10 protein-coding genes are annotated in these 16,573 nt (G+C 60.6%); 8 read left to right on the top strand and 2 right to left on the bottom strand.

Annotation, left to right across the window (positions count from 1 at the left end):
- Position 1: 1 nt before the first annotated feature.
- Positions 2 to 907, bottom strand: a complete 906-nt coding sequence (locus tag ACYP2A_RS14070) for a D-hexose-6-phosphate mutarotase (RefSeq protein ID WP_459745776.1) — start codon at positions 905 to 907, stop codon at positions 2 to 4.
- Between the two features lie 232 nt (positions 908 to 1,139).
- Positions 1,140 to 1,538, bottom strand: a complete 399-nt coding sequence (locus ACYP2A_RS14065) for an acyl-CoA thioesterase (protein WP_459745774.1) — start codon at positions 1,536 to 1,538, stop codon at positions 1,140 to 1,142.
- A 359-nt stretch (positions 1,539 to 1,897) separates the two neighbouring features.
- Between ACYP2A_RS14065 and ACYP2A_RS14060 the strand changes: the two genes are divergently transcribed.
- The 8 genes from ACYP2A_RS14060 to ACYP2A_RS14025 all read left to right on the top strand — a co-directional run bounded on the left by ACYP2A_RS14060 (position 1,898) and on the right by ACYP2A_RS14025 (position 16,494).
- Positions 1,898 to 3,187, top strand: coding sequence for an MFS transporter (locus ACYP2A_RS14060; RefSeq protein ID WP_459745773.1), 1,290 nt, complete (start codon positions 1,898 to 1,900; stop codon positions 3,185 to 3,187).
- 158 nt (positions 3,188 to 3,345) lie between these two features.
- Positions 3,346 to 4,332, top strand: coding sequence for a phosphate ABC transporter substrate-binding protein PstS family protein (locus tag ACYP2A_RS14055; protein ID WP_459745771.1), 987 nt, complete (start codon positions 3,346 to 3,348; stop codon positions 4,330 to 4,332).
- Positions 4,333 to 4,410: 78 nt separating this feature from the next.
- A complete protein-coding gene (locus ACYP2A_RS14050; RefSeq protein ID WP_459745769.1) occupies positions 4,411 to 6,672 on the top strand; it encodes an ABC transporter permease subunit in 2,262 nt (753 codons plus the stop codon).
- A 98-nt stretch (positions 6,673 to 6,770) separates the two neighbouring features.
- Positions 6,771 to 8,387, top strand: coding sequence for a phosphate ABC transporter permease PstA (pstA, locus tag ACYP2A_RS14045; protein ID WP_459746253.1), 1,617 nt, complete (start codon positions 6,771 to 6,773; stop codon positions 8,385 to 8,387).
- 35 nt (positions 8,388 to 8,422) lie between these two features.
- Complete coding sequence (gene pstB / locus ACYP2A_RS14040) at positions 8,423 to 9,229, top strand: phosphate ABC transporter ATP-binding protein PstB (protein ID WP_459745767.1); 807 nt, start codon at positions 8,423 to 8,425, stop codon at positions 9,227 to 9,229.
- A 70-nt stretch (positions 9,230 to 9,299) separates the two neighbouring features.
- Positions 9,300 to 10,061, top strand: coding sequence for a phosphate signaling complex protein PhoU (gene phoU / locus ACYP2A_RS14035; RefSeq protein ID WP_459745765.1), 762 nt, complete (start codon positions 9,300 to 9,302; stop codon positions 10,059 to 10,061).
- A gap of 264 nt (positions 10,062 to 10,325) precedes the next feature.
- The gene (locus ACYP2A_RS14030; protein WP_459745763.1) at positions 10,326 to 11,201 is read left to right on the top strand and encodes a response regulator; all 876 of its coding nucleotides are present in this window, start codon (positions 10,326 to 10,328) and stop codon (positions 11,199 to 11,201) included.
- A 124-nt stretch (positions 11,202 to 11,325) separates the two neighbouring features.
- Positions 11,326 to 16,494 (top strand): deaminase domain-containing protein, encoded by a 5,169-nt coding sequence (locus ACYP2A_RS14025; RefSeq protein WP_459745761.1) that lies wholly within the window; start codon positions 11,326 to 11,328, stop codon positions 16,492 to 16,494.
- Positions 16,495 to 16,573: the final 79 nt, after the last annotated feature.

The raw sequence follows: 16,573 nt of genomic DNA, 5'->3' as shown, positions 1-16,573 counted from the left end.
GTTAAGCCGGGAGCGGTTCGCTCCAGAGGCTGACGCTCAGGACATGCATGTCGTCGGGCGCCAGCGTCACCACGTCGCTCATCACATTCGCGGTTTCAACGCACAGCATGCGCTGCCAGCCATCGTCGGCCATGTCGGGCAGGGCTTTGGCGCGGGCTTCCCACGGGTTCCAGACCACGGCAGAGTTCGAGCCGCTGGTTTGAATCAGAATGCGGCGGTTGAAGTCCGGGTCGTTGATGGCCAGTACATTCGGGGTATCGAGGTAGATGCGGTCGGTTTCGCCGGTAAAGGTCAGGTCGCCCGATTGCTCGCGCTCTTGCCAGTTGTCGAGGGTTTCGATGTAGCGCAGGCCGTCGACGCCTTGCAGGCTGACGTTGCGTACATCGCTGACCCTGAAATAAGTGTGCAGTGCCTGGCTGAGGGTGACGGTTTCAGTGCCGCTGTTATAGCTGACCAGGCTGACGCTCAGCGCCTGGTCCATGCGGATGCTGAGTTTCAGGGCGACGTTGTGCGGCCAGCCGGGCAACTGGCCTTCGGCCTGGGGCAGGATGAATTCGATCAGCAAGGCATCGCCATCTTCGCCGATACCCAGCAATTGCCAGTCCAGGATGCGCACTTCGCCGTGGGCGTTGGCGGGATCGCTGCTGTCGCGCATCGCCTGCACACTGTCGGGGTTACGCGCCAGATTGCCGAACCATGGCCAGCACACCGGGATGCCGGCGCGGATCGGCGTGCCGTGCTTGAACACCGCACCATCGTTGAGCCAGACCAGCGGCTCCTGGCCATCGACCTGATAGCTGAGAATGTGTGCGCCCTGCTGGGCCACCAGCAGTTCGGCGGCGCCATGGCGGATGCGCCAGCAGTTCAGCTCATCGAAAGTAACGGATTCAACTTGGGGCGTCGGCATGGGAAGCTCTCTCAAGGGCAATAAAGCCATCGAGTTTAGCGCCAACTGGGCACCTCTAAAAACTACCTGCGTTGTCATCGCTGCGTTAAAAACAGGCTCGGGCGCGAGTCCGATCAAAATGCTCATTTACAATCCGTAAACTCCGCTTTCTCGCCTGTTTTTTCCTGGCGCTGACTGCCTCGCCTACGTTTTTAGAGGCACCCAACTGCCGCCGCTGTGACCGCCGATCGTATCAGCGCCGTGGCACCGAGCGGGTGCGACCGTTGACGTCGATGGCCACGAAGACGAACGCAGCCTCGGTGACCTTGCGCCATTCGCTGGTCAACGGGTCGTCGCTCCAGACTTCGACCTGCATCTTGATCGAGGTGCGGCCCACTTCCAGGGTGCGGGTATAAAAGGTCAGCTGTTCGCCAACCGCCACCGGCACCAGGAATGCCATACGGTCGATGGCCACGGTTGCCACACGTCCGCCGGCAATCTTGCTGGCCATGGCCGTGCCCGCCAGGTCCATCTGCGAGACCAGCCAGCCACCATAGATATCGCCGAAGCCGTTGGTTTCACGTGGCAATGCCGTGATTTGCAATGCCAGGTCGCCCTGCGGGGTTGGATCTTCTTGTTCAAGCTCGATCATGCCTGGGGTGCCTCTGACCCATGACTCTCATAAGTAGCTAAAGGGAAATTCTGCCAAAACCACGTACTAGACACGTTTTGGCGCAATATCCCCAGCGTGCGGGGAGTATATCGGTCGTTACCCTGTGCGACGACCGCTGAGTCCGATTTGTAACAGCCATCTCGGCTTACAATGAGTTTTTTGCAACATTTTGCTATCTTGCTCCACCCGTACCGGTAACAAGACTACTCGTACAGGCAATTTTGATGCCCATCCGCACCGATTGCCCCGGACTTTCGCTTCTGCGCGCCACCGCATCGCAGCCAGCGTTGCCGTCGCTTGCCCCTCATAGATAGAAAGTACCCGAGAGAAGCCTTGTCATGTCCTCTGTAACTTCGAATTCCGCGCAGCCACAGCGCCCCCTCACTCGTAGCGACTATAAAACCCTGTCGCTGTCGGCCCTGGGTGGCGCCCTGGAATTCTACGACTTCATCATTTTCGTGTTCTTCGCCGCCGTGGTCGGCAAGCTGTTCTTCCCGCCCGACATGCCCGAGTGGCTGCGCCTGATGCAGACCTTCGGCATTTTTGCCGCCGGTTACCTGGCACGGCCGCTGGGCGGCATCGTCATGGCTCACTTCGGCGACCTGCTGGGCCGCAAGAAGATGTTTACCCTGAGCATCATCATGATGGCCGTCCCGACGCTGATCATGGGTCTGCTGCCGACCTATGCACAGATTGGCCTCTGGGCGCCGATGCTGCTGCTGTTGATGCGCGTGATTCAAGGCGCGGCCATTGGTGGTGAAGTGCCGGGCGCCTGGGTGTTCGTGGCCGAGCACGTGCCGTCCCGTTATGTGGGTTACGCCTGCGGTACCCTGACCGCCGGCCTGACGGCGGGCATTTTGCTCGGTTCGCTGGTTGCGACACTGATCAACAGCATTTACTCCGCCACCGAGGTCTCGGACTACGCCTGGCGAATTCCGTTCCTGCTGGGCGGTGTTTTCGGCCTGATGGGCGTGTACCTGCGCCGCATGTTGCACGAAACCCCGGTATTCGCCGAATTGCAGCAGCGCAAGGCGCTGGCTGCCGAAGTGCCGCTCAAGACCGTGCTGCGTGAGCATCGCGGCTCGGTGGCGTTGTCGATGTTGCTGACCTGGCTGCTGTCGGCAGGCATCGTCGTGGTGATTCTGATGACCCCGACCTTCCTGCAGACCGGCTACGGCTTCCCGGCCGCCACAGCGCTGAAGGCCAATAGCCTGGCGATCGTGTTCCTGAGTATCGGCTGCGTGGTGGCCGGCATGCTGGCCGATCGCTTCGGTGCGGGCTGGGTGTTCATTGTCGGCAGCACCGGCCTGCTGGTCAGTTCGTGGACCTTCTACCACATGCTGGGCGCGCATCCCGAGTTGCTGTTCCCGCTGTATGCCGTCACCGGCGCCTTTGTCGGCACCATCGGTGCGGTGCCGTATGTGATGGTCAAGGCCTTCCCGCCGGTGGTGCGCTTCTCGGGGCTGTCGTTCTCTTACAACCTGGCGTACGCGATCTTTGGTGGCCTGACGCCGATGATCGTGACCCTGCTGGTCAAGCAGAGCCCGATGGGGCCATCGTGGTATGTCGCGGCCCTCAGTGTGCTGGGCATCGGCCTGGGTGTTTTCCTGCTCACCAGGAAGCGCTGATCGCCCCCCGATGCTGCACCTGTAGGGTATTTCTGAAAAAGGCCGTCATCTGTCAAGGTGGTGGCCTTTTTCATCTTATTGTCATAATCAGTTCATACAGTAGTCATCCGTCCTGTAGGCAGGGCGTGATTGGTGGGCATTTGCCGGGAGCGCGGGGCATGACACTCAAGCATTGCATCGCAGCCCTGGCGCTTGCGGTGGCCAGCATTGGCGCGACTCAGGCCGTAGCGGCCGTCGACCCGTCGATTGCACCGTATGCCCGTATCAGCGGTGTTTCCGGGACGCTGTCGAGCATTGGTTCCGACACCCTGGCCAACCTGATGACCTTGTGGGCCGAGGCCTACAAGCGTGAATACCCTGGCGTGAACATCCAGATTCAGGCCGCAGGCTCCTCTACCGCGCCGCCGGCACTGACCGAAGGCACGGCAAGCCTGGGGCCGATGAGCCGCCGCATGAAAGACGGCGAGGTCGCGGCTTTCGAGCAAAAGTACGGCTACAAGCCGACGCCGGTACCGGTGGCGGTCGATGCCCTGGCAGTGTTTGTGCACAAGGACAACCCGATAAAGGGCCTGACCCTGCAACAGGTCGATGCGATTTTCTCGGCAACCCGGCTGTGCGGCGCCAAGAGCGAAGCGTTGAAGTGGGGCGATGTGGGGGTGACGGGCAATCTGGCCGGCAAGCAGATCCAGTTGTTCGGGCGCAATTCGGTGTCCGGTACCTACGGTTACTTCAAGGAAGAAGCGTTGTGCAAAGGCGACTTCAGGGCCAGCGTCAACGAACAGCCGGGTTCGGCTTCGGTGGTCAGCGCCATCAGCAGTTCGCTCAATGGCATCGGTTATTCGGGGATCGGTTACAAGACTTCCAGCGTCAAGCCGGTCGCGCTGGCCCGCGTGGCGGGCAGCGGTTTTGTCGAGGAGACCGAGGCCAATACGCTCAATGGCAGCTATCCGCTGTCGCGCTTTCTGTACGTCTATGTCAACAAGGCCCCCAACACGCCGCTGGCGCCGCTGGAAGCCGAGTTTCTGAAGCTGATCCTGTCGCGGCAAGGGCAGGAAGTGGTGATCAAGGATGGCTATATCCCGCTGCCTGAGCACGTGGTGATAAAGGCACTGGCTGATCTGGGGCTGCAAGCACCGGGCAGATAGCAATTCATTGCTGTCAAAATTCTGCAATCTTTCTGTCATGCGACGCGCAGGCGCAAAGAACAAGTCGAACAGGATCAGATGAATCGTAGTTCAGCTCCCGAAGGCATTGACTTCAACACCCCCGCGATGCAGCGCAAGCGCCGTCTGCGGGCGCTCAAGGACCGTCTGACCGGCTGGTATGTCGCGGTCGGCGGCCTTGCCGTGCTGGCAGCCATTACCCTGATATTTTTCTATCTGGCCTGGGTGGTCGCGCCCTTGTTCAAAGGCGCCAGCCTTGAGGTGGCCAAGCCCTTGCAGCCGGCCTGGCTACAGGATGCCGGGCAGCCGCTGATGATCAGCATCGAGGAGCAGAACCAGATCGGCATGCGTATTTCCGATCTGGGCCAGGTGATCTTTTTCGATGCCACCGATGGTACCGAGCTGAAGCGGGTCGACCTGCCGCTGCCGCCTGGGGTGAATGTCACCTCCTTCGGCAAGGACCAGCCCGGCACGCCGCTGGTTGCGGTGGGTCTGTCCAATGGTCAGGTGCTGGTATTTCGCCACGCTTATCAGATTACCTGGCCCGATAATCAGAAGCTGATTACCCCGGCCATTGCCTGGCCCTATGGCCAGGCACCGTTCGTACTGGACGAGCAAGGTCAGCCCATCACCCATGTCACGGTCAGCGTCAACGCTAATCACCTGCGCCTGGCCGGCTCCAGCGGCACGCAGTTGCATGTGCAGGCGCTGGAAATCGGCGAGAACCCGCTGACCGGCGAGGCGACCCGTGAGCAGAGCCGCATCGAGCTGCCGCAGTTGTCCGCTGAAGTCAAAGCGCTGTATATCGACCCGCGCCAGCAATGGCTGTACGTGATCAATGGCCGGGCTCAGGCCGATGTGTTCAGCCTGCTGGATCGCACCCTGAATGGCCGTTACAAGCTGCTGGAAAATGCCAACGCCGAAATCACCGCCAGCACTCAATTGACTGGCGGCGTGTCGTTGCTGTTCGGCGACTCGCGCGGGGGCATCAGCCAGTGGTTCATGGCCCGCGATACCGACGAAGAGCCGCGCTTCATGCGCATTCGCGACTTCCACCTGGATGCCGCGCCCATCGTCCAGATCAGGGCCGAGCAACGCCGCAAGGGCTTTGTCGCCCTGGACAGCAGCGGTCGGCTGGGGGTGTTTCACAGCACTGCGCAGCGCACGCTGCTGATCGAAAAGGTGGTCGACACTGCGGGTCTTGCCACCTTGTCGCCCCGCGCCAACCGCGTGCTGATCGAAGCCGGTGGCAAGCTGCAACCGATCAGCCTCGACAACCCGCACCCGGAAATTTCCTGGAGCGCGCTGTGGGACAAGGTCTGGTACGAAGGCTACGACGAGCCCCGGCATGTCTGGCAGTCGACTGCCTCCAACAGCGACTACGAACCCAAGCTGAGCCTGGCGCCGCTGACCTACGGCACGCTCAAGGCGGCTTTTTATGCCATGTTGCTGGCCGCGCCGCTGGCCATTGCCGCTGCTATTTACACTGCTTACTTCATGGCACCGGGCATGCGCCGCAAGGTCAAGCCGGTCATCGAACTGATGGAAGCCATGCCTACGGTGATCCTCGGCTTTTTCGCCGGGCTGTTTCTGGCGCCTTACCTTGAAGCGCACTTGCCCGGTATCTTCAGCCTGTTGCTGCTGACCCCGCTGGGCATTCTGCTGGCGGGTTTTGTCTGGTACCGGCTGCCTGACGGGCTGCGCCTGCGGGTACCCGATGGCTGGGAAAGCGCGCTGCTGATTCCGGTGGTGCTGCTGGTCGGCTGGGGCTCGCTGGCCGTCAGCCCGCACCTGGAAGGCTGGTTGTTCGGCGGCGACATGAGCGCCTGGCTCAACGATGAGCTGGGCATCACCTACGACCAGCGCAATGCGCTGGTGGTCGGACTGGCCATGGGCTTTGCGGTGATCCCCAACATCTATTCGATTGCTGAAGACGCCATTTTCAGTGTGCCGCGCAGCCTGAGCCTGGGTTCGCTGGCGCTGGGCGCAACACCTTGGCAGACCCTGACCCGCGTGGTGTTGCTGACCGCCAGCCCCGGCCTGTTTTCGGCGCTGATGATCGGCATGGGCCGCGCGGTGGGTGAAACCATGATCGTGCTGATGGCCACCGGCAACACGCCGATCATGAACATGAACCTGTTCGAGGGCATGCGCACCCTGGCGGCCAACGTCGCCGTGGAAATGCCGGAGTCCGAAGTCGGTGGCAGCCACTACCGCGTGCTGTTTCTGGCAGCGCTGGTGTTGTTGATGTTCACGTTCGTGATGAACACCCTTGCGGAGCTGATTCGTCAGCGCCTGCGCAAGAAATACTCGTCGCTTTGAGGTCCTGAGTGAAATTGAATCCTCTTAAAGGCAGCCTCGAACGCCCACGCAAGGGTTCGCTCAAGGGCTGGATCAGAAGCGGCGCGCCCGGTGTATGGATGAGCGCGGGTGCGGTGTCCATCGCCGTTATCCTCACCATCGGCCTGCTGACCTTGCTGGCGGTGCGCGGCCTGGGACATTTCTGGCCGGCCGATCTGGTGCGTGCGCAATACAGCGTGCCGGGCGAAGCGCCCCACGTGCTGATCGGCGAGCGTGTCGAGCAAGAGCGGGTGCCGCGTGCTCGTGTGCTGGGCGCCGGAGTGCCAGTGGAGGCCGAAGGTTCGCTGTTCATGAGCCGCGAGCTGTTCAAGGTCGGCAACCGTGACCTGACCCGCAGCGATTTCACCTGGGTGGTCAGCGAGTGGTTGACCCAGCGTGACACGCCAGCCGAGTTGATGACCCTGGAGCGCCGCGAGTGGGGCAACTTCTATGGTTACCTGGTCAACGTCAAGGAAAGTGGCCGGGTACTGGCCAACGGCGAGGCGGGCTGGCCGCAGCTGCGTGAGCGGCTTGAGCGCGTGCAAGGGTTGAGCTCCGAGCTGCATCGCCTGGAAAAGAAAGACATCGTGGCCATCAACAACGGTTTCGAGCGCCTGCGCCTGGACACCCGGCAACTGGAAATCGACGGTCGTCTGGATGCCGTTGCGCAGGCCGACATAGCGGTCGAGCGCGCCGAACTGCAAGCCCGTTACAGCGAGGCCGAGACGCGCCTGGCCGAGCTGCGCCAGGCCATTTCACGCGACAGCCTGACCGCCCGTGATGCCGAGGGCCGACAGGTCGAGATCAATCTGGGCAAGGTGGTGCACGCCTATCAGCCCAATGCCATGGGCGTGGTGGCCAAGTCAGGCTTCTATTTCCAGAAGCTTTGGGAGTTTTTAAGCGAGGACCCGCGTGAAGCCAACACCGAAGGCGGGATTTTTCCGGCTATTTTCGGCACGGTGATGATGACCCTGATCATGGCCGTGATCGTCACCCCGTTCGGTGTGCTGGCGGCGGTTTATCTGAGTGAATACGCCCGTCAGGGCGTGGTGACCCGTTTGATCCGCATTGCCGTGAATAACCTGGCCGGGGTACCGGCCATCGTTTATGGCGTGTTTGGCCTGGGCTTTTTTGTGTATGTATTGGGTGGCTCGCTGGACCGGCTGTTTTTTCCTGAAGCGTTACCGGCGCCGACCTTTGGCACACCGGGCCTGCTGTGGGCCTCGCTGACCCTGGCACTGCTGGCGGTGCCCGTGGTGATCGTCTCGACCGAAGAGGGGCTGGCGCGCATTCCGCTGAGCCTGCGCGAAGGTTCGCTGGCGCTGGGCGCGACCAAGGCCGAGACGCTGTGGAAGATTGTCTTGCCGATGGCCAGCCCCGCGATCATGACCGGTCTGATTCTGGCCGTGGCCCGCGCCGCTGGCGAGGTGGCGCCGCTGATGCTGGTGGGCGTGGTCAAGATGGCGCCGGCGCTGCCGGTGGACGGTAATTACCCGTATCTGCATCTGGACCAGAAGATCATGCACCTGGGCTTTCATATTTATGACGTGGGTTTCCAGAGCCCGAATGTCGAGGCGGCCAGGCCGCTGGTGTACGCCACCGCGCTGTTGCTGGTGCTGGTGATTGCCTTGCTCAACCTGTCGGCGGTCGCGATTCGCAACCACCTGCGCGAAAAGTACAAGGCGCTGGATAACTGACCTTATGAACCGAATCGTTCCATCAGGAGCCATGCATGCCGCTCGATAGCCGCAACCGGGGCGCCACGCTCAATGCCCGGCCCCCCGAGGCCGTCGCCTTCGAAGTCGCGGGCCTGAATCTGTTTTATGGCGAAAAACAGGCCTTGTTCGACATTGGCCTGGATATTCCGAGGCAGAAAGTCACCTCGTTCATCGGGCCGTCCGGGTGTGGCAAGTCGACCTTGCTGCGCACTTTCAACCGCATGAACGACCTGGTCGACGGTTGCCGGGTGCAAGGCGAGATCAAGCTCGACGGGCACAATATCTACAGCAAGGGTGAAGAAGTCGCCGAGCTGCGCCGGCGCGTGGGCATGGTGTTCCAGAAACCCAACCCGTTTCCCAAGACCATTTATGAAAACGTGGTGTATGGCCTGCGCATCCAGGGCATCAACAAGAAGCGCATGCTCGATGAGGCCGTCGAGTGGGCCTTGAAGGGTGCAGCGTTGTGGGATGAGGTCAAGGATCGCCTGCATGAGTCGGCGCTGGGACTGTCCGGCGGCCAGCAGCAGCGTCTGGTGATCGCCCGCACCATCGCCGTGGAGCCCGAAGTGTTGCTGCTCGACGAGCCATGTTCGGCGCTGGACCCGATTTCGACCCTGAAAGTCGAAGAGCTGATCTACGAACTGAAATCCAAATACACCATTGTGATCGTGACTCACAACATGCAGCAGGCGGCGCGGGTCTCGGACTACACCGCGTTCATGCACATGGGCAAACTCGTCGAATTCGGTGATACGGACACGTTGTTCACCAATCCGGCAAAGAAGCAGACAGAAGATTACATCACTGGTCGCTATGGTTAGGGCCAGGGGTTGTCAGGCCTGAGCTACCGCTGCGATTTCGCATCAACCGGACGTTTCAAGGACACCCAGCATGATCCACAAAGACAGCCTCACCCATCACATCTCCCAACAGTTCAACGCCGAACTCGAAGACGTGCGCAGCCACCTGCTCGAAATGGGCGGTCTGGTCGAGAAGCAGGTAAACGACGCCGTGACCGCCCTGATCGAGGCCGACTCGGGCCTGGCCCAGCGCGTTCGCGAGGTCGACGACCGCATCAACCAGATGGAGCGCAATATCGACGAAGAATGCCTGCGCATTCTGGCCCGTCGCCAGCCGGCGGCATCGGACCTGCGTCTGATCATCAGTATTTCCAAGTCGGTGATCGACCTTGAGCGCATCGGTGACGAAGCGACCAAGATCGCCCGTCGCGCCATTCAGTTGTGCGAAGAAGGCGAAGCGCCGCGTGGCTATGTCGAGGTGCGTCATATCGGCGACCAGGTGCGTAACATGGTGCGCGATGCACTGGACTCGTTCGCCCGTTTCGACCCGGAGCTGGCGCTGTCGGTCGCGCAGTACGACAAGGTCATCGACCGTGAGTACAAGACCGCGTTGCGTGAGCTGGCGACCTACATGATGGAAGATCCGCGCTCGATCTCGCGCGTACTCAACGTGATCTGGGTTTTGCGTTCGCTGGAGCGTATCGGCGACCACGCCCGCAATATCGCGGAACTGGTCATCTATCTGGTACGTGGCACCGACGTGCGGCACCTGGGCCTCAAGCGCATGCGCGAAGAAGTGCAGGGCCATGCGAGCGAAAGTCCTAATGTTCCTGACGCAACTGACGATAAATAAGACTGCCTGCCAAAAACGCCCGGCCCGTGCTGGGCGTTTTGCATTGCGAGGATTACTATCTGTCGTCGGCGTCAGATGGGCACCCGGATGCCGGCGGTGTACCTCGTCGCACCCTGTTCGACGAGTGTTGTAGCAAACCCGATACCAGGGTTCAGTCATTCAATGTGGCCGTTGGCCATGCGTCAACGGTATGCTTGCCGAAACAAGGGGCGTGCTGGCATACCGCAGTTCACCCGACAGGTGAATACGTCCGCAGGAGCGTCGATGAGTAAAGTCAGTGTATTGGTCGTGGATGACGCGACCTTCATTCGTGATCTGGTCAGAAAAGGGCTGCGCAATTTTTTTCCCGGAATTCATACCGATGAAGCCGTCAACGGCCGCAAAGCTCAATTGATGCTGAGTCGTGAGTCTTTCGACCTGATTCTTTGCGATTGGGAAATGCCGGAAATGTCAGGTCTTGAGCTGCTGACCTGGTGCCGTCAGCAGGAAAACCATCTCAAGACCGTGCCGTTCATCATGGTGACCAGCCGTGGCGACAAGGAAAACGTCGTGCAGGCGATCCAGGCGGGTGTCTCGGACTTCATGGGCAAACCGTTTACCAACGAGCAACTGCTCGGCAAGGTGAAAAAGGCCCTGATCAAAGCGGGCAAGCTCGAGGCTGTGATGTCCACCGGGCCTACCCGTGCCAGTTCGCCCTTGAATGACTCGCTCAACGCCCTGACCGGCGGCAAGGCCGAAGTGCTCCGTCCGACCGTCGCAGCCCCCAGCCCGAGTGCGGCGCCAGTCGGCAGTCAGAGCCTGAATGGTCGCAGCCAGGCGCAATTGCGTCTGCCCAGCGGCAACCAGACGTGCATCATCAAGAGCCTGACCCTCAAGGAAGGCCAGCTTGTCGTACGGCGCAGCGAAAACCTGCCGCAAATTCTCGAAAGCGCAGTGCTGGACCTGGAGCAGGGCGAAAGTAATGAAGTGGCGCGCCTGAACGGGTATGTCCACGCCATCACGGCCCATGAACCCAAGCCTGACAGCGAGTGGTTGCAGGTGACCTTCCGCTTCGTCGATCAGGACACGCAAAAGCTCGATTACCTGTCACGCCTGATTGCCCGCGGTACCAGCCACAAGCAGTTCATTCCTGGCGCTTGATGCTGGCTGCACAAGCGTGCGCTGATCTTTCCTACGTTATGAATCCGGTCTGTCCGATTGCACGGGCCGGGTAATGTCTATTGGGTGCTACCAGTCGCTTCATCAATGACTGGAACAACTGCCCATGACTGCCACTGCGCTGCAACCGCTGACGATTCATAGCATCAAGACCGGTCGATTGTTTTACAACATCGACCTGGCGCTGGGCCTCGTTCCCTACTCTGTTGCCGTCGAGAGTCATTCAGACGCTGCCGATGTCTCGCCGCAGGAGCACTTTCGTGTCGCCAGGCGGGTACTCGTACACTTGCTGGGCGATGACATCGGCTTCTCGAATGGCAACCCCGCGCTCCCCGATACGGCCCAGGAATACAAGCTGTGGCTGCTTTATCAAAGTGACAAGGCCTGGAAGCTGTATGCCGATGCCGTCGGCACGCCGCTGTCCGAGATAACCCCTTGGCTGATGCACCGGTTTTTCGCACGCATTGCCTGGCTTGATGAGTCGGTCATCAGCAGTGAGGCTGCGCGTGCGCAGTTGCAAGACTTTGTCTATGGGCTGCGGCCTTATCGGGATACCGGCGTGGTCGTGGACCTGGAGGACTATCCGCTGCTGGGTGAACTGGTGGAGCCGGTGCCTGAGGATTTGCGTCACTGGATGGTGCAGTTCAAGCGTGGCGGGCAACTGATGCCGCTTGGCGAGTGGATTGCGCGCAGTACAGGGCACGCGCTGTATAACGGCATCTTTGCCCAGCGCCATGAGGCCACGCGTCCGTCACTGGATGTATTCAGCGATGCGGTTGCAGCCATGGTCCCGGCAGGTGAATACCGCGACAAGGCCTTGTCGGGCGCACTTGCCAAGGCCATCGGGTCGCTCGCGACATGGTTGACGATTGTCTACGATCTGAAGGCGATTCCCGAGGGCGACCGTCCTGACAGCCGCTTGCAGCTCGATGTCTTGACGCCAACCTCTATCGACAGCCGGGCCGGTTTTTTGCGCAAGGTCGCGGTGTACGTGTTGAACCCGGCCGATGAGGACTGGCTGACGGTGGCCATCGCCAACGCGCGCATGGCGCCGGGCCTGCAAATACTGTCGCTGGCAAGTGCATTGCGGTTCAGGCATGCACAGCTCAGGTTCGAGCCAGCCATGGCGATGGCCACGTTGCTGTTGCTGCCGGGCCTGCAATTGGGACGTGAAGCGGGTGAGGCGCTGTCCACGGTCCGGGCCTTGAGCGTGACTGTCCCGCGCCTGGACAGCTGGAGCACGTTGCGCAGTGCCAATGAGCTGTTCCGGCAGGCCGGTATCGGCTTGCTGTTCAAGGCTGAAGGCGCACCGAATGTGCTGCGCTGGCGAGCGTCGCAGACCTGGCACATGTTGATGCAGACCCGCCAGTTCACCGTGCTGTTTGCGCCAATGCTGGTTCAGATGCAGTGGTACACCGGCGGGCTGCAGCAACACGCCTCGCCGCAGGTCACCCAGGCACTGGCCGGCCGGGCCATCGTCGACTATTTCCTGGGCGCCACGTCTACCTTTGCCGAGCCGCTGGCCGCGACGTTACGGGGCGCGTGGCTGGCCGATTACAGCCATGCACAACTGTGTACCAGGGTGCGCGCCGCTATTGAGGCCCGCCAGCCCGATGCATCTTCAAGCACCCTCGACATGCTGTTTTACCTGTTGCTGCGCGAAACGCTGCCGGAACTGCTGGTCGAAGACGTGCCCGATCACCTGCAATACGCGCGGTCGCTGCAAAGCGTGGCGTTGATGCATGGCGTGGCTATGGTTGAAGGCCTGCGACAGGGACAGCCGCTGGTGTCACGCTTCGATGATCTGGTGGGCGTCAGCGCCGGCCTGACACAGTCGAGCGATCCAGGTGTGCACGCCTTGTGGGCCCGGACCCTGATCGTGCCGGCGCTGCGCTATGCCACGGCACACGGCGCCATTGAATGGTCAGGCGCTGTAGATATCGAGCGGGCCAGCGCTGCGCAAATCAATCAGGCGCTGACCCTCCTCACGGCTCAACAGACGCTGCATGCCGCCGAGCTCAACACGCTGTTGGCCCTGAGGCCGCCAGACCGTAAACACCTGGCGCAGCAGATGCTGACCGAGGCGGGGATGGACCGCAGGACGTGGGATCTTGCCATCAAGGTTGAGCATTGGCCCATCCTGCAAGAACACGGTTTTACCCTCTCGGCCACTTACTCGCTTGACCGCTTGCTGGCGGTGGGACGCCCGCAGGCGACCATTGTCGAGCTGGTGATGATGGGTGAGGCGTACCTCGGCGCCCAGCCCACGGTGCCCCAGGCCTGGGCCCGTGCATTCGAGGCCTATCGGCAGGCCATGGTGCAGGCGCAAGCCCCGATTATCAGCCGCCTGCTGTCCGAGATGAGCGCCACGGATCGTACGGTGCTATTGGGCTCGACCTGTGAAGTGAGCCGGGTGCTTTTCGATAAAGAACAAGGGGCCCAAGGGCTGTTCATCCGCTGTCAGCCGGGCGATCACCGCGCCGACTTTCATGATCATACGGTCGCTGGCGAAGTGTTTCTGGAGATCATTCCGGCCAGTGGTGTCGTGCGCAGAATTACCCAGCGTTTTGAATACAACGTCGAACTCGAACCGGATTTGAGCGATAACCCTGTCGTAGCGCTGGACACCGAGAAGCGCAATGCAAAAAAGAAAGCTGATGCATTGATCACCCCGTTGTTGCCCTTCGACAGCGACGGCTACCTCAAGGGCGCTGCCTCTCGCGTTTCTGCGGTGTATCCGACCCCTCTTAAAGGCACATTGGCACCGTGTACCGAGCTGATTTACACCTCGCAGGGCAGTGACCAGAGCCGGTTCGATGCCTTTGCCCAGGTTGCCGCAGGCCATCAGTTGGCCAGTTTGCTGGAGCAGAGCCGCGTTTTGCACAGCCATGACACCGCGTGGGAAGCACTCTGGGCCAAGGAGCGCAGGTTCGCCGACATGGCCGCACGTCTGGTCATTCCGTTCTATGGCTGTATCAGTGACCTGGTTGCCGGCAAGCATTCGGCCGGGGTGATTGTCGGTTGTGTGGTCGATGCCGCGTTTGCCCTGATCCCTTTTGGACAGTTTGCAGGCTCCACGGCGCGTATTGTGCTGCGCGCCGGTGAGCTGAGCGTGTTGTCAGTGATCGAGTCGACCGGCAAGGCAGTGGGGCGTCTGATTGTCGGCCTGGCCGAGCAAAGCGCCCTGTTTGTGGTGCGCGACGTCGGCAAGTGGGTGCTGAAACTGGGTCGCCTGGGCTGGACGAAGTTACTGGAGGAGGTGCCGGCGCTGAAAAAGCTGTTCTCTTCGGCTGACCTGTTCCAGGACGCTGCCAGTCAGGTCAGACGTGCGCTGGTCGATGGCCGGCCCAATGTGGCGGTGCACAATGTCGGCACCCCTGAGGCGCCGGATTTCAGGCTGTTTGATACGCAGGCCGGCAGCGCCTTCGGCAAACGCCTGAGCCCTGTTTCGGCCGGCGATCCGCTGGAGTTTTCAATACTGTCGACCCTCGAGCGCATCGGCCCCGATCACTACCCGGCCATTGTGCCGGTGACCTCGGGTGCTGAAGGTTGGCGTGAGATCAACATTGCCGAGGGTTGCAGCGTAAGAGCCATCGAAAGAGAAGAAGGCGTCTTTACTGTCCTGATCGATGCCGAGGTTTACCATCTGGACACCACCGCAGCGAATGCGGCGATGCGCAAGCTGGTGGTCAACAACCTGTCTTCTGACGCCGACTGGCTGAGTGAAGTCGAAAACCTGTGCCGCCCGCGCCGTAATCTGGAACCGGTGCCTTGTGCGACGGGCGTGAAGCTTGCAACGCCCAAACCCGAGCCCGTTTCAGCTGGCTCGACCTCTCCCACGCGTACTGGCAAATACCCCAGCCATGCCATGGACGCACGTGAGTTCAGCCTGGCCCGATTGTCTGCTGGTGCTGGCGATGTTTCGCAAGACGTTGATGTCTTTGTCTACGAAGGCAAGTTCAGCAAATGGGCCGAACCGTCTGAAGCCACGGCCTCGACTTCGACGCAAGTGCCGGTTGCAAAGACGGTGGTTGCGCTTTCGGAGCAGGAGCGGGCGCTGTTTGCGCTGCCTGAATCACCGGCCTATCTGCCGGTACTGAAGGGCAAGCTGGCCAGTGATGGCGTGTTTGGCTTGCCGGAAAACTTTACCGGTTTCGACACTTTATCGATCTATGAAAACGCCCCGGTCATCGAGCTTGGGCCTGTGGCTGCCGGCATCAATGATGCCCGTACCTTGCGCGGTATCCGGATGAAGCAGACGGATGTCGACTGGATCTTCGTCGAGCCCGATACGGGTATTTTTTATAAGGCGCTTACCCCGAAAACGCTCACCGTCGACCTGAATTTTTCGCGGGTGAATGAGGTCGCTGAAATCAATGAATTCATTCGGCTGTCCGAGCAATACCGGCTGGTGCGGGAGCGGCCAGGGGTGCTGACCGATCAGGAGAACATTGCCCGGCTGCTGTTCGATCTGCTCGATGAGTCCGAGCGTGAGGCCTGGCGCGTTTCGTGGGGTAAGGAAGTCATCACCTATGACGACTATGTCGCGATGTGCATCGCCAAGGGTGAGGCGAATGAGCTGATGACGTTTGCGAGCAACATTCTGGCAGGTGAGGACATTCAGAAAAACTTCGTCGAACTTGCCAGACAGAGCCTTCCGGACTTCAAGAAGATCGCCGAACGCACGGTGCCCGAGCAACAGCATATTGTCGAGGTGCTCAATGGCTTGATGCCGGTTCAAGGGTCAAAGTACCCGTGGACAGCGTTGAGCCTGGCCGATATTGCGCAGCCCAAGGCTTATAAAAGCATCCTGAAGCAGATCAAGGGTGCCAACCTTTCTTTCGTGCAGGTCTATACCGAAGCCGGCGAGCGGGTGGTGTATTACGCGCTGTCGGGGGGCGAAAAAGCCAAAGACCTCAAGTTAAGCCTCGACACTGCCGAGACCACCGAGCATGTCATCGACGGAGTGATTTTTCGCGATGCCAGGGCGCGCATGGCCGGCCGGTTGCCTGACCCATCGTTTACCAGCTTGCCGGTGGTGAGAGATGCCAGCCGTCTTGTGGTTCGCGATTTTGGCCGCCAGCTCGACTCGGAGCGGCTGATTGCGACGGTGCTCAAGCAAGACATGGCTGCAACGAAATTGAGCCATATCAAGTTCTTTACCGTGCTGGATACGTGTCGCTCGTGTGGCGGGTTTGTCTTGCCGCGCCTGAAACTGGACTTTGCGCAGGCGCAGTTTTCCGTGACGTACCTGAAGGATTACACCTTGTCCTGACGAGTATGGCGCGTGTTTATTGACGCCTGTACACAAGCCGATTGAGACCGTTGAGTGCTTATTTGCCATTAACACTGCT

The organism is Pseudomonas sp. 3A(2025) (assembly GCF_054589175.1).
The sequence above is the reverse complement of the archived record's forward strand: the minus strand, read 5'-3'. Positions and strand labels throughout refer to the sequence as shown.